General features: G+C 39.8%; 12 protein-coding genes. 6 read left to right on the top strand and 6 right to left on the bottom strand.

Annotated features, from left to right (window positions below; genetic code table 11):
• Positions 1 to 34: 34 nt before the first annotated feature.
• Both A0128_RS05410 and A0128_RS05405 read right to left on the bottom strand, forming a co-directional pair.
• Positions 35 to 571, bottom strand: coding sequence for a Pycsar system effector family protein (locus A0128_RS05410; protein WP_069606574.1), 537 nt, complete (start codon positions 569 to 571; stop codon positions 35 to 37).
• Between the two features lie 246 nt (positions 572 to 817).
• On the bottom strand, positions 818 to 1,519 hold the full coding sequence (locus tag A0128_RS05405; RefSeq protein ID WP_162274096.1) for a LytR/AlgR family response regulator transcription factor: 702 nt from the start codon (positions 1,517 to 1,519) through the stop codon (positions 818 to 820).
• 406 nt (positions 1,520 to 1,925) lie between these two features.
• Between A0128_RS05405 and A0128_RS05395 the strand changes: the two genes are divergently transcribed.
• The 3 genes from A0128_RS05395 (at position 1,926) to A0128_RS05385 (ending at position 5,027) form a co-directional block, all read left to right on the top strand.
• Positions 1,926 to 3,413: an Lcl domain-containing protein gene (locus A0128_RS05395; RefSeq protein WP_245667230.1), complete on the top strand. Its 1,488-nt coding sequence runs from the start codon at positions 1,926 to 1,928 to the stop codon at positions 3,411 to 3,413.
• A gap of 6 nt (positions 3,414 to 3,419) precedes the next feature.
• Positions 3,420 to 3,917, top strand: coding sequence for an Lcl C-terminal domain-containing protein (locus tag A0128_RS05390; protein ID WP_069606570.1), 498 nt, complete (start codon positions 3,420 to 3,422; stop codon positions 3,915 to 3,917).
• A gap of 96 nt (positions 3,918 to 4,013) precedes the next feature.
• A complete protein-coding gene (locus A0128_RS05385) occupies positions 4,014 to 5,027 on the top strand; it encodes an LB_137 family protein (RefSeq protein WP_156781775.1) in 1,014 nt (337 codons plus the stop codon).
• Between the two features lie 4 nt (positions 5,028 to 5,031).
• On the opposite strand, the gene A0128_RS05380 is transcribed toward A0128_RS05385, so the two are convergent.
• Together A0128_RS05380 and A0128_RS05375 are read right to left on the bottom strand one after the other, a co-directional pair.
• Positions 5,032 to 5,397 carry an STAS domain-containing protein gene (locus A0128_RS05380; protein WP_162274095.1) on the bottom strand — a complete coding sequence of 122 codons (366 nt, stop codon included), beginning with the start codon at positions 5,395 to 5,397 and terminating at the stop codon, positions 5,032 to 5,034.
• Between the two features lie 166 nt (positions 5,398 to 5,563).
• Positions 5,564 to 6,460, bottom strand: a complete 897-nt coding sequence (locus tag A0128_RS05375; protein WP_069606567.1) for a sensor histidine kinase — start codon at positions 6,458 to 6,460, stop codon at positions 5,564 to 5,566.
• Between the two features lie 240 nt (positions 6,461 to 6,700).
• On the opposite strand from A0128_RS05375, the gene A0128_RS05370 reads away from it, so the two are divergent.
• Both A0128_RS05370 and A0128_RS05365 read left to right on the top strand, forming a co-directional pair.
• Positions 6,701 to 8,887 carry an EAL domain-containing protein gene (locus A0128_RS05370; RefSeq protein ID WP_162274094.1) on the top strand — a complete coding sequence of 729 codons (2,187 nt, stop codon included), beginning with the start codon at positions 6,701 to 6,703 and terminating at the stop codon, positions 8,885 to 8,887.
• A 71-nt stretch (positions 8,888 to 8,958) separates the two neighbouring features.
• Positions 8,959 to 9,984: a hypothetical protein gene (locus A0128_RS05365; RefSeq protein WP_156781774.1), complete on the top strand. Its 1,026-nt coding sequence runs from the start codon at positions 8,959 to 8,961 to the stop codon at positions 9,982 to 9,984.
• Between the two features lie 170 nt (positions 9,985 to 10,154).
• On the opposite strand, the gene A0128_RS05360 is transcribed toward A0128_RS05365, so the two are convergent.
• Positions 10,155 to 11,729 carry a flavin-containing monooxygenase gene (locus tag A0128_RS05360; RefSeq protein ID WP_069606564.1) on the bottom strand — a complete coding sequence of 525 codons (1,575 nt, stop codon included), beginning with the start codon at positions 11,727 to 11,729 and terminating at the stop codon, positions 10,155 to 10,157.
• Between the two features lie 288 nt (positions 11,730 to 12,017).
• On the bottom strand, positions 12,018 to 13,379 hold the full coding sequence (locus A0128_RS05355; protein WP_427854318.1) for a phospholipase C/P1 nuclease family protein: 1,362 nt from the start codon (positions 13,377 to 13,379) through the stop codon (positions 12,018 to 12,020).
• 408 nt (positions 13,380 to 13,787) lie between these two features.
• Here A0128_RS05355 and A0128_RS05350 point away from each other — a divergent pair, with 408 nt between their 5' ends.
• Positions 13,788 to 14,003: a hypothetical protein gene (locus A0128_RS05350; protein ID WP_069606563.1), complete on the top strand. Its 216-nt coding sequence runs from the start codon at positions 13,788 to 13,790 to the stop codon at positions 14,001 to 14,003.
• Positions 14,004 to 14,454: the final 451 nt, after the last annotated feature.

Below are 14,454 nucleotides of genomic sequence, written 5' to 3'. Positions count from 1 at the left end.
AATGTTTTTAAAAACGAAATCCGGTTTTAATTCTTTATCGAATAAGAGAAGGTATCCAGCCGATACTTTCAAAAACGATCAAGGTTCCACCGATAAAAAATCCAGCCAAAAAGAACCGATAACTCCACCGGATGAATCGATATTTTGTAAAGTAGATACTCCTTCCCATTTGATAGATATCAAAGGAGATCGCTTTATAAAGGGAGGCATCAGTTTCTAAAGAAGCTTCCATATTCTTAAAAAAGGTTTCCTCGTCGTCGTTTGCAAAATCTCCGAAAAACAAAGGATTCTTCCTTTTTTCCTTATCCTGGTTTGAAAACGGCATCACCGCGAAGATCGCCAAAGAAGCTGCAACGGCGATAAAGGCCATCAAGATGATCATCCCAGTCACGTATGTTCCGCGTTGAAGAAATCCGAGGGCTAAGGAAAGAATCACGAAGGAAGCCGCGATCAATATATTTGCTTTTTGATCGGCCATAAGACTCAACTGCACGTGATGTTGGTGAACGGTTCTGAGTAGGTAATCGACGGAGGATCTGGCTCTTGTTGTGGAAAAATGTTCTGTCTGCATGTTTGGAGATATCTCAAGTCAAGGTCAAAGACCTGAGCAAATTCGAAAATCAGTTTCTAATAAATATAACCGAATTTTTTATCTCTGGATTCTCCCAAACTATGAAAAAATGCCGTCACTACCGCAATTGCAACAAACCCAGGGACTGGAGAAGCTTTGATTGAAAAATATTTAACCGGCGGAACAAAAAAGTTAGATCGCAATCGGAGTTTTGATACAAGGAAAGACCGGAGTTTGGAATCCGATCTAAATTCCGGAAAGATAAATGCGACTCACGGGAACCTGACTTTTCTCCTCGTCTTTCATATAAGCAACGTGCGAACCACCGCTAAAATATTCTATATGCGCTAAATATTCCATATTTATAATATATTGCTTATGGACCCTTCTGAATTTTCCAAAGGAAAGTTTTGGTTCGATATCCTTTAAAGTCCCGATTACTTCGATTCCGTCGTCAACTGTATGTAAAACAGAATGTTTTCCATTGGAAGAGATGTAAACGATGTTGGAATAGGTGACGAAGACGTTTCGATCCACACCTTTAAATTTGGTTCCATAGTCGTGGATGGACGTTTCCTTTTCGGCGGCAAGTTTTTCGTAAGCGCGGTCCAATGCCTTATAAAATCTTTCTGGAATGATCGGTTTCGTAACGTAATCTAAGTTTCCAAAATCGTAAGACGTGATTGCATTCCCTTCATAACCCGTTACGGATATCGTAATCGGGGGTTCGTTCAACTCCTTAAGAATTTCGAATCCGTTCGTATCCGGAAGTTCTATATCAAGAAGCAAAAGATCGACCTTATTTTCCGATAAGTAACGTAACGTTTCAGAGCCGTTAGCAAAAGATCCGACCACCTCGAATTTTCCGTGGCTCTCTACTTCTTTTTTTATAAATGCATTTACTACGGAATCATCTTCGACGATCACAGTTTTATAAAGTTTCCCCATCCCAATTTGCCCTAACGTTTCGTCTTTACAAGATCTCTTTTCTAGATTTATAAAATAGAACCCTTTGTCCATTCGTTTAATAAAACGAATGCCGGTTTCATTCCCCATACGACCCGTTTCATTCCTTGAAACAAAAATCGTTCAAAATAGAAAATGAGGTTTGTCGATCTTGTTGAATTCAACAAACCGTTTTATAAATACATCACCTCTTTCAAAAAAAGAACCCGAATTTCATTCCCAAATTTTTACGTTTCATTCCCGCTCAAAACCGATCCTTCTTTCGCTTCAAAAGCTGCCAATTATTACTTTTATTCTCAAATTTTTCTGAAACGTTTCACGTCGGATACAAATAGATTTCCCAGATATATTATATTTTAATAATATATCCGATTCTCGGAGGATTTTGGTGGAGCATAAAGGTTATAAAACAAAGGACGAAAATTCTAAGATCAAAATGTGTGAAAGAGAATCTATCTTTCGATTCGCGAGAGTCGTGTTGTTTTTTTGTATCACTTTCCCCTTTCAATTCTGTCTGATGGACGATCCAAAAGGCGGCGTGTTACTTTTTTCGCTCTTTCGAGATACAGACAACGCAACGATCGCAACGGATTCTTCTTCGTCTTCCGTACCTGCTGCTACCATACATAGTATCGTTATCGAACCGAGTACAACTCCGGGCGAATACGTGGGAGGAACGATTCAGTTTCGAGCGTATCATTATATAAACGGAGTTAAAAATTCAGAAATTACGGAAAACGTAGACTGGACTTCTTCGGATGCGAGCGTTCTCAGCATATCAAATTCTCCCGGTACAAAAGGTCTAGCGACAAAGGCAGCGATCGGATCCAGCGACGTCGAGATCCAACCCACGGGCGGATTGATCGCATTACTACCCGCAACCTTTACGAACCCAAAGGCGACTGCAACCATCGCGGCAGTTCCGGATACAACGCAGCCGACGATTACTTCCTTTACTCCTGTCAACGGCTCTTCGGGATTCACACCACTTGTAACATTTGCAATCGATTTATATTTCAGCGAACCTATGGATACCAGCTTATCTCCCGTTTTAAACATAGAAGATAGAATCGCAACGAGTACATTTGTTTCGATTCCAGGCTTCGGCCAAACGCACTCTTGGGTTTCGAATACACACTTAAATATAAACTTATCTCCTTTGCCTGATAACTTTTCCTTCCGTTGGACGTTGTCTAGTTCGAGTTTGAAAGATCTTGCAGGCAATTCTCTGAACTCGAACTATTCGGCGACAAGCGGAACTCTATCAGAACTTTCTAATAATCCCCTTTCCGATACAGGGCAAACGGGTTGCTGGGATACATCCGGAAATCCGGTTGCTTGTGCTGGAAGTGGAATGGATGCTTCCATCCTATGGCAGACTCCTACGGCCACTTTATCCGGACCGAACATAAACCCAGGCTTTCCTAACGATCCGATTACTTTCCACGGATTGACAAACCGTAGCTGGGCCTCTTGTGTAAACGGTCAAGTTTGGAGTGGAAGCGACTGCACGGGAAGCGGAAGTTCGAACACCTACGGCGCGTTAACCGCAACATGGGCGGAAGCCGTTCAAAGATGCCGCGATTATAACAATCGAAATTCAGGAGCCGGTTATGCGGGTAAAGATGGTTGGAGATTACCTACGATCAAAGAATTACAATCCTTGTTTGATTATTCGTATTTTGCGGATGATTACCTGATCCATCCTACTTTTTTCCCGAATACAATCGAGGGGAACACTAACTATTGGTCTTCCACGATTCGTGCCTCGAGTGCGAATAAGAACAAAGCTTTTAAAGTGAATATCTACGCTGGGAAAACTCAGAACGTCGACAAATCTTCTGCGATGTATCATTATTGTGTTACGAGTGAGTGAGGAAATATGAATTCTATAAAATTCTTAATCGTTTTCATTTCTATTTTTTGGGCCTTCAGAGGCGGCTTTTCAATCGGACCTTTCAGCTCGGGAGGTACTCCAGGTACGATCTTCGATGCAAGCACCGGTTTGACTTGGACTCAATGTAGTATGGGGCAAGCGGCGACGGCTCCTTGTGCCGGGGCGCCGACTACAAGCGCTTGGAGTACAGCGTTGAATTATTGCAACACTCTCACAACGGGAGGTTTTGTATGGCGGCTTCCGAACATTAAGGAAATGTATACGATCGTAAACTTCGCATCCGAAGCGCCATCCATTTCTACCACATCGTTCCCAAATACTCCGAACGCGAGCGATTCGTATTACTGGACTTCGACGACACATCCCTCTCCGGACGGTTCAGGAGGACGGAATCGAGCGATGATCGTGGACTTTAGAGAAGGCGGAAGCGACGACAACCTAAAGACTGGGTTACACTATGTTCGCTGTGTAACCGGTCCTTAAAAGTAATACCGCGAAACAAAGTAGATCGTTTCGATTTTTCCGAAGATCCAATCGACTGACGGGCCCGTGAATCCCTTTTTTCGAATCCTGATCCAAATGATTTCGCTTTGTGTGATTTTATTTTCTCAAGAATCGTTCGCGGATACGATTCTATTAAAAGATAATACGACTCTAATCGGAAGGGTACTCGAATATAAAGAACGCAGCATACGATTTGAAAACGCGTATGAAACAATCGAAATACCCTCGAATCAAATCGTCAGCATCGAAATCGGATTTAACGGGATACGAACCACTCTCAAAACAAAATCCGATCCTGACGTCCACCAATGGACTCTTATACATTCGGAGAGCAACGGAAAATTCACTTTTTATGATAAACGGAAATCAAAACTGCTCATTATAGAGTTTAAGGATATCGAATCCTTAGAATACGAATTTCCTTTCGATAAAAATAATTTCAGGAGTGTAGTCGGCGGATACGAGGTTGAAATTATCTCCAAAAAAGGAGAAAGAAAATCCGGAGTCCTTTCCGCAATACGATCCAATACGACCGTTTTACTTTCAAATTCGAAAGAAATCTCGATTTCGAATTCCGGAATTTCGAAAATAGTCTACAAGAATAAGCAGGAAAAAGATACCGAAAACGTTCATAAACATTACAATATTAAACTTTACTACTTTGTTTTACCTGGATTATATCAAATACGAACAAAACGAATATCCTTCGGAACATTCTTATTGTTATCAACTCTTCTATCTGCGGGCGCATCCCAGTATGAGTATGAAAGGGGAAAAAATGAACTCCAGAAACAAAGAGAGTTTAATGAACGTAGCATTTTGTTTGGGAAAGAATTAGGCTTAATAAACTCGGACTTTAACTACGAAGCCTACTATGAGCATAAGAATCATAATCGTTCTTTTCTGATTCTTACTTCCGTATTTTATATTATCAATCTTTTGGATCTATGGACCTGGAAATCGATTTCCACAAAAAATGACAATTCCAGTTTCCAGATTCTTCCGTCCTTTCGCTTTCCCATTGGTGCGGATCGTTTTTATCCGAACGGGGAAATAGACGCACAGGTCCGGTTTCAGTGGACGTTTTGATTTTTTAAGCGCGAGCCGCTTCCAAAACGGCTTCTTCGACACTTCCAACGATTTTAAAAAGAGGCTTCACGCGGACCATCTCAAATATATGATCAATCTGAGGGGAAACACCAAATAGAATCAGCTCGGAATTTTTTCTCCGCGAAAGAGTAGAGACGCCGATAAAAACTGCGATCCCGGAAGAATCCAGATAAGCAATATCGCTTAGATCCACACAAATTTTTTGATTTCCATATTGTAAGATATCTTCTATCGCCGCTTTTAAATGTTTCGAGGAGAACACGTTCACTTCTCCGCTCACCTTTACGATAAAACATTTCGAACCAACTTTGGATTTAAAATCGGAAAGTTCTTGGGTAGAAATTTTCATTTCTTTATTCGAATGATTCTGTTTACTGTTTTCAAAGACCATCGCGGCTCCGTGCAAAAATCAAGATAAACGAAGGTATAAAACACCTAACGATTCTCTTAGATTATATATAAAAAGAATCAAAGATACAAACTCATTGAAGCCATAGACAACGTGTTAGATTCCCTTAATATATCCTTTCTTTCTTTTTTACTTCGGAAGAAGCGTTATAAAATGAAATTTCAGCCTTAAACCCGTTTCCGACTTCGCTTTGAATCCTTAAATCAGCGTCCAAACAGATCTCGTTCAGTCTTTTTCTTAGGTAAAAAAAAGTTCCTTCTGTAAAATCTTCGACGATAGCAACCCCGGGGCCGTTATCCTGTACTACGATCCGAATATGATCGGGCCTGATCTTTCCGATTTCTACTTCGATTACGATCGACTGTTTCGATTTCATAACCGCGTGTTTTACGGAATTTTCCACAAGCGTCTGAATTAAAAACGGTGGAATGTAAACTTCCCCGATTTCCACGTCCACTTCCCTTTTAAGAATGATACGAAACGGATTTTTAGCTTTGTTCTTGATCAGATCGAAATAAGAAAGTGTAAAGTCCAGTTCCTCCCTAAGCGAAACGCGTTCCTGAGCAACAAAGCGAAAAGAATATCGGAGCATGTTTGCAAGACTGTCCAAATATTCAATGGCGTTCTCGCTATCGCTTTCCATAAGAATCCTCAATGTCATCAGGGAATTGAACAGAAAATGAGGAGTCATCCGTAGATTATAGATATGAGAACCGACAAAATCGTTTTTTTCTTTCGGTAAATTGAGTTTTGTTTCGGATTGTAAACCCGAATTCTCTCGAACTCTTTTGAGCAATAAACTCCTGCAAAAAAGACAAAGTCCCAAATACTGCGCGTATAGAATAAAAACAATTAAGAATATGCTAATTTTAGAATATATTTCCAAGTTATGATTTACGGAAATATACAAACTTAAACCCAAGAGCAAACAAAAAACGATGTTTAAAAAAAGAACGCCTCTATAATCGGATAACAAGAAAAATAAAATTCTATTTTTTCCCATTGGAGCCATGTTCCAAATTGCCCTTTATACAGGCATTGAGAAAAAAAAAGAAGGATTTGAAAAACAGAGTTATACGTTCCCAATTTCATATCGTTCATTCCCTATTCCAAGCGGTTCAATCCGCGCTTACTTAAGGCTGATTCTTTCTAATTATTAAATACTTGGCTTATACGACTCGTTCGTTAGGCTCATATCTTTGCGGCCGGCGATATGATGCAAAACGAATATTCAAAGAACAGTTTGGATTTAACAGCTAAGAGCGATAAACCGGAGGAAGTCATCACTTATACCGAGTATAAACCTTATAAGATCCGGATCGATTCTTCTTTAAGTATCAAGAATGGAACCGATTATTTTTTATTGGATCTTTCGGGCAAAGAAATCGATCTTTCTCATTTTAAGAAAAATTCAAAACGAGAAAAGGCGATCTTTTTGTCCAGTCGATGGATCGCGCTCAGCGGTTTCCTTATCTGGGACGAAAACCAAAACGAAATCATTTTCGAATGTGATTTTGAAATTCAGACCAATCAGGGTGAATCCGATTTAGTTCTGTGCATTCATAAACAAAATTTTAATCGTAGAACTTCGTTATGGAAGGATGCCTTTTTAAACGTCCCGTCAACTCTGAATGTATCCTCATTAGAAAATGGAGAATGTTCGACTTTTTCCGAGGATTTTTTTATTCTCTATCGATCCATCCATCGTTTTCTCGACCTCGATCGCTTTGAAGGAAAGATTCTTCAAATTCTGAGTAAGCATAAAAAACAAAACGTCGTATTGAGAGGAAAAATTTCGAGTAAAAACTCTGAAAGTTCTTTCCGCAGCTTCGAGTTGTTTCCTCTAACTTCCGGGTTCATCCAAATTTTCCTTGATCTAAAAACAAAAAACGATCGGAACCGACATTTTCTTTCGACCAAACACGGAGAAATTCTCCTTTCCAATATTTCCCTTACAACCGAGGACAGAATCCCGTCTCTTTTTTTCTCCAATAAAATTTTTACGATTACAAACGGAGAAGGAACCTATCGGAGATTTTCAAGATTTAAGATCAACGCTTCCGGTAAGATCATTCTCGAAACGATAGCGATCAAAAAGATCTATAACTCACTCCGATCTGAGGAATTTTTTCATACAATCCACCGAATTCAAAAAGATATTCCCGTTTTTCCCATTCACAAAGATGATAAGTTCGACGTAAGCTCGATATCAAAGCAGGCACATTCACAATTTCTAATCCTTCAAAAGAAGGGAGACGCCTATACACTTTTACTTCGTCTTTGGACTTCGGAAGAATGTGAACAAGAATCGATAATCCTTTTAGTCGGAGCTTGTCTTGAAAAAATCTGCGACGGTAAAAATATCATCCATTCCTCTTACGCGGAAGGAACGTTTATTTTTCTTTTTAACTTTTCCAGAGACAAACAACGGATCGATAAAATCAAAGACGACCTCGGAAATTTTTTTTCGGTAAAACACGAAATCGGAAAGAAGGAAATTTCTTTCATCGTTTCGATGGGAATTTCAACCGTAAACTTGTATCATGAAGACTGCATTCGAGAATCCCTCGAACGTTCTCGAATCATTTTGGAAAATAATCCGATCCGAGGAAAGCTGAACTTGGATTCGATGGATTCTCATAAAAACGAAATACCTTTTACCCTATCTTCTTTTTTCCTTGAGAAAGGTCATTCGGATAGGACCTTGTTTTACGAATACCAACCTATCATCGACCTTCGAACCGGCGAAATCGTACTGATCGAATCGTTGGTCCGCATGAAGATGGGAAATAGAATCTTATATCCGAGCGAATTTTTAGACAAACGTATGGATATCGCCACGTTGATGGAACTCGGAAAACAATCCTTTCTGGACGCACTCAGATTGCTTGCCGCATTGGTCGAAAGGGGAAATTTTCATACCAAGATCGCAATCAACATTTCACCAGAACAACTTGGTAACATCGAATTTTCGGAATCCCTGATCGACTTGGCCAAAACGTTTTCCGGAGATTGGCGAAAATTCCTGTCAAGAATCGTAATTGAAATCACCGAAAATTCAGAGCTCATCGATCACGAGATCAGCAGACATACATTAAACGTTCTTCACAGCCTCGGGATCACTTTTTCTCTCGACGACTTTGGAACCGGATATTCTTCTTTTATTCTTTTAAAATCCTTTCCCGTAGAATACATCAAAATCGACAAAGCGTTTATCAAAGGTGTCACCGAAAACACGTTGGATAGGCTGATCGTAAATTCCATCATCGACATAAGCAGCAATATGGAATTGAAAGTAATAGCGGAAGGAGTCGAAAATCAAAAACAATTTCTTTACCTTTTATCCGTCGGCGTAGATTTGATTCAAGGTTATCACGTTTTTAGACCGCTCCAAAAAGAAAATATTATAGAACTATTAACTTACTCCTAATTTAAAATATGAAGCCGGAAATTTTTAGAAAGTATTTGGAGAAAAAATTTTTTGAAGAATCCTTATCCCCATTGGAATCATCTATCGATGACGATTCCGAAAAACACTTTAAGGAAAATCCGGATGAAGTTCAAAAATACGCGGCTTACACCGACTTCTCTTCCTTTCGAAAATACACCGCAAAATTGACTCCGAGCCTTTTCTTTTATCCGATTCAAAATATAGAACACTCAGCAAAACCTTCGCGGAGGCGTTCATCGATTTCTATTTTTCAAAAACGATCCGTTTGGATTTTGAGCGCGGCTTGCGGCTTTGTTTTCGCTCTTTTTGTTTCCGGGTTTTATCATACCACAAATTCGTTTAATCTCGTTGATAAACGAATTCAACTTACGGAAAGTGATTGTTCTTTTCACTTGAAGACGAATCCGCTCTGGAAAATCGAGGAACAGGATAAAAGATGTAGCGTAAAATTTTCTTCCCCATACGGATCGATTTCCATATTCGTATTTCCGAATACTTCTCTCTCTTTAACCTCCGTGGGTTCCGAACATTCCGATTTAATCGTAGAACTTCAAAAGGGAAAAATTTATCTGAAAGAAAACCTTTCTAAACCGAAAGGAACAAAATTTAAAATTGCGGCTTGGAACGTTCAATTGACTGGAACCGTTGTATTTTCCGAAGTTCAAAATAAAAAGTTGTATTTCACTTTGATCGAAGGCTCCGTCGAATCCCAGTATATCGCTCTCAACTTTACAAGTGAAAAACCCAAAGACCTTTTATTACCGGGCGACACGATTGAACTGGAAGAGAATTCCCACAAATATAGAAAAGTCCGTTTAGAAACAAAACCCCTCGATCGACTTCAACAGGATCTAAACCATTGGAACGAAAAAAACAAACCGTATTACGAAACCAACTCCGCCTATTTTTTTAACCGCACAAAGAAAATTCAAAACGGAATGTTTTGGGTAGTGCGTCTGAAAGACGGAAGAATTTTGAAAGGAAGAATTCAATCGGAAGAAGGAAGGGTTGTGATCTTTACTCAAAGTGGAAAAAATATTTTTAACGAAGATGAAATTCTTTCCATTTCGAAGTAGCGAGATCAACAAAGTAATCCCCTTTTACTTTCTTTCTGCGCTTTTCTATATCCGAATTCTTTTTCGAATCAAGTCGGCTTTAATAAAGATGCGTCTCTGCGAACGGTGGATAATCGCTTGGCAAGGAGATTCTCCGGACCGTATCTATGCAGAGACGATTCTAAATTTTGTTAACGAAAAATTCCGCCAAAGAGCAAAGCGATTCTCGAAACAAGGCCGATACTTTCCATTTGATCGTCCGACTTCGCAATCTCGTAGTGGGAAAGATTTACGGACTTCGTTTTCAGACGGAATTCGAAAGTAAAACCGGGCCAAAGAGTTGTATTCTTTCCATTCTTTGTTCTGTACCAACTCACACAACCGCCCGTATTCCAAATCGATTTTTCCAAACGCGCCTGAATCTTTTGATTGTAACGATCTTGAGCTTCCTTTAAGACGTTGATAAACTTCAATTTCTTCTTACGCAAAGAAAGAATACATTGTAGAGTGTAGTTGATCTGAGACTCGATCATCAAAACCATAGAACTGTGACCAAGACCTGTATTCGGACCTACGATTAAAAACATATTAGGAAAACCTGAAACGGTAGTTCCAAGATACGCTTCCGCCCCGTTCTTCCAGGCGTCGTTTAGATCCAAACCACTCAGACCTTTTACTTCGAAAGGAGACATCGCTTCTGCGGCTTGAAAACCGGTCGCCAAAATGAGAGCGTCGAGAGGATGTTCCACTCCGTCCGAAGTAACAATTCCGTTTTCTTTAATTTCCTGAATACCTGTCGTAATTACATTCACATTCTGTTTTTGTAATGCACCGTAGTATTCATTGGAGATCAAAACCCTTTTACAGCCGATTGTAAAATTCGGGGTTACCTTTTTTCTAAGGATCGGATCCTTTACATTCTTATTGATATAACCTCTTGCAAAAAATTCCAAAACTTTCATCAAACCCGGATGAATCGTAAACGCGATCACTCTGAATTCCAACATCCAATAGATCGCTAAACGGAAAAGCCACTGAGCGGGAGGAAAAAAACGAAACAAACTTCTTTCAAAATTAGAAATCGCACGATCGGGTTTTGCGATCACCCAAGGAGCGGTTCTTTGAAAAAGATTCAACTTTTTCACGTTCGGTTGAATTGTTGGAACGATCTGAATCGCACTCGCTCCCGTTCCGATCACGCCGACCGTTTTTCCGTTAAGATCGTAAGAATGATCCCATCTCGCAGAGTGAAACATCTTACCTTTGAATTTTTTCAAACCGGGAACATCGGGCAAAACCGGACGACTCAAACCGCCGGAACCGTTGATAAAACTCTTTGCCTTGTATGTGTTTCCGTTAGTCGCTCTTACGTTCCACACTCCGGATCTTTCGTCAAAAATTGCGGATTGAGCGGAAGTATTAAAATGAATATGCGATCTGAGATCGTATTTGTCAGTGCAGTGATTGAGATATTCTAAGATCTCCGATTGAAGACCGTACATTCTAGACCAGTTCGGATTTCTTTCAAAGGAAAAAGAATAAAGGTGCGATTGAACGTCGCAAGCCGCGCCGGGATAATGATTGTCCCTCCAAGTTCCTCCCACTCCGTCCGCTTGTTCCAGGATCACGAAAGAATGAATTCCCTTTTCTTTCAGACGCACGCCCATTCCGAGTCCGGCAAAACCTGTGCCAACGATGACCGCGTCCAAGATATGATTTTCGAATGTTTTTGATTTAGCCTTGTCTTCTTTCAATTTCTGAGCCATTTCCCAATTCTCCCCATTAGAATCGAAATCTTAGAAAAATCCCAAGATGGAACCTTTCGCTTTTTCAAGGAGAATCTTAACCGGAAAAGGAAAACGATTCGACCAGACTTATGATTTTTGACGGGAATCGCCTGATTGATTCCGAAATCAGAAAGGATTTTTTAAACAATTCGAGCGAAGGGAGTTTAGAATTGGGATCTAAGAATTTTCGAAATCGCAAAAAATCGCGCTTACAATGCACTTCTTCCGATCTCGACAGAAGTGCATTGTAAGATAAGAATCCGGATTCTATTTTAAAGAATTCAAAAGGTCCCTGGTGGCGGAACCGGTCAAAGCAAAGTCTTTTTCGGTCTCGTTCAAAAGTTCTTTTGTTTTTTCAGGATCTAAACTTGGAAGAATTTCCTTCATCTTCGTTCCGAGTTCTTTTTCCAAATCATATTCAGGTTTCATTGTATATTCGGGACCGAACGTAGAAATGATCGTTTCGTTTATGGAAGGAGCGTGAGAAGACGCGTTCTTGCCCACAAACTTCATAAGATCCGTCGTAGATTCTCCGAAATGAAAACCGTCGTAATCCATTAAAAGAAAACCCGCCAGAGCCGTGGTCACGGGAGTCGGTTTTGAATAGAACTCGATTAGACTGAAGGAAACAAAATCTTCGTAGAGGAAATGACGGTTGGCAACGAGCTGAGTTGATTTTGCCTTCATCTCCTTTTTTGTATCTTTAGAAGCAAAAATATAACGCAGATAATAAAAGAAACCGGCGTCGGGAACCGCTTTGGAATGATAAGGTTGTCCGATATCTTGGATGTAATGACAAGCCCAAGTTGCGAATCGATACTTCCAATATTCATGACCGGTTTTACCGGCTAACTTGGAAAGACGAGAAAACAATTCGATACGGTCGAGCATCATTCCTCCTTCAACGATTTCTGGCGCGAAAAGAGAGAGGAGCCAATTCTCGTTTTGAAACTGCATGTGAAACGGAGCCTTACTACTTTCTCCGTTCGGTTTTCCGTAAGGTTGTTTTCCGTATCCGTACTCGGTGATTGGCCAGAGGCTATGATCCATTCCCCAATCCGGTTCGTCGATATAAGTCGAAAGAATCGAACGAATCTGAATCTTACCTCCGGTTTTGGAAATAAATTTCGCGGGAAGTTCGGGCATATCCGGAAGATAAGGAGAAACGGAAGAAGCCGGAACGTTTCCTTGTTTCATAGGAAGACGCGGGAAAATTCTTTCCACTTCTAAGAATTTTGTCGCCGGATTGAGACGGGCCGCTCTTAAAAATTCCAAGACATTCGCGTGATCAGGACGAAATTCGATTTTTTGAAAACGTTTGGATCCTCTTGCGCGTTCCCATTCCGCAAACTCGTCAAAAAGAATTTTCAAAGAATCTTTTTCCTTTTTAACAAAAGAATCCAAGGATTCGGACGTAACTTCTTGCGAAGTAAAGCTCATACTCGGGTGTTCCAGCACTCGATCCATGATAAGATAGTGAGTTCCCCAGGAAAATAAAGTTCCCGGAAAAAAAATAATGAGAAGAAGGACCGCGGTTCTTCTCCAAAGGTTCGTAACGCGAGCAATCGATTTTGCGGGAAAATGGGTGTCGTTCTCAATGAAGAAAGTATTTTTTTTATCTTGAATCATGATTCTCTCTTTCGTCTCTGTTCTTGCTTCCAAAAATATCAAGAAACGGAACTAACGCAATCAAAGAATGAGATTCCGATTCCTCTCTTAAAAAGAACTCCGCGAGTCAAAAACCTACTCAAAGAGGCGATCCCGTTTGCAAAAAGTAGCTTTTTCGAATGAGCGCATAAATTATAAAAAACCATTCCCAAAAACGAAACCCGATTGTAGTATTCTTAAAAATTCAATCTATTCCAAGGCCTCAAAGCCATAAGGAATCAACGGAAAATCGTTGGGAACAAAAGCCCGTCGAAAAGATTAAATTATAAGTAATCCCTAAAACCGTATTTTTAGATTCATATCCAGGCTCTCCGGTTTCTAAGGGAGAAGAAGCGACACTTAACGCTTATTATAGAATTATCATAATTCATGCATACTAATCAAAATTCTAAACAATGGATCGTTTTCATTTCCTTTTTATGGATGAGTTGTAGTCCGGAAAGTCAAAACAAGGACGATGCCGCAAACACCCTTTCCCTTGCATTCGCGCAAACTCTCTTTAGTACAAATCAAAATCCGACTTCACTTCTCATTTCGGACTTCAAGCCTCCGATACAAACGGCATTACGCTTTGGATGTATGTAGAATGTAAAATCAGAATGGAACGGCAATTTAAGAATATTCTTTAAAATAGATCTCTTGTATAGAAATCACAATAACATTCAGTCCCACAAATCTTCTCACCTTCAAGATTAATTTTTTCTTTTTTTTCATTTCGAAAAGCCTTCTCATCCATTAGGAAATTTATTATTTCTTAACTAATTTTATTTTTTCACAGGAGAAATAAAAAAACAACATTAAGAATTGGAACAAACTGTAAAAAACAAGCAATGAACGACTAGCCTAATCCACATTATGCGAAACAGCATGAAAATTTATCAAATCCGATTGGTTAGATCCAAACGGAAGACAGAAGTGCAAACAGGAACTAAAAAAAGAATAACGTTACTCGCTCTCGATCTGATATCCAAAAAAGTTACGAAGAGATTCGAAAAAGAAGCCCTTCCACTTTCAATTTGAGATTCAGAGCGATAAC

The organism is Leptospira tipperaryensis (genome assembly GCF_001729245.1).
Taxonomy (GTDB): domain Bacteria; phylum Spirochaetota; class Leptospiria; order Leptospirales; family Leptospiraceae; genus Leptospira; species Leptospira tipperaryensis.
This window is presented reverse-complemented; position numbering and strand designations above follow the sequence as displayed.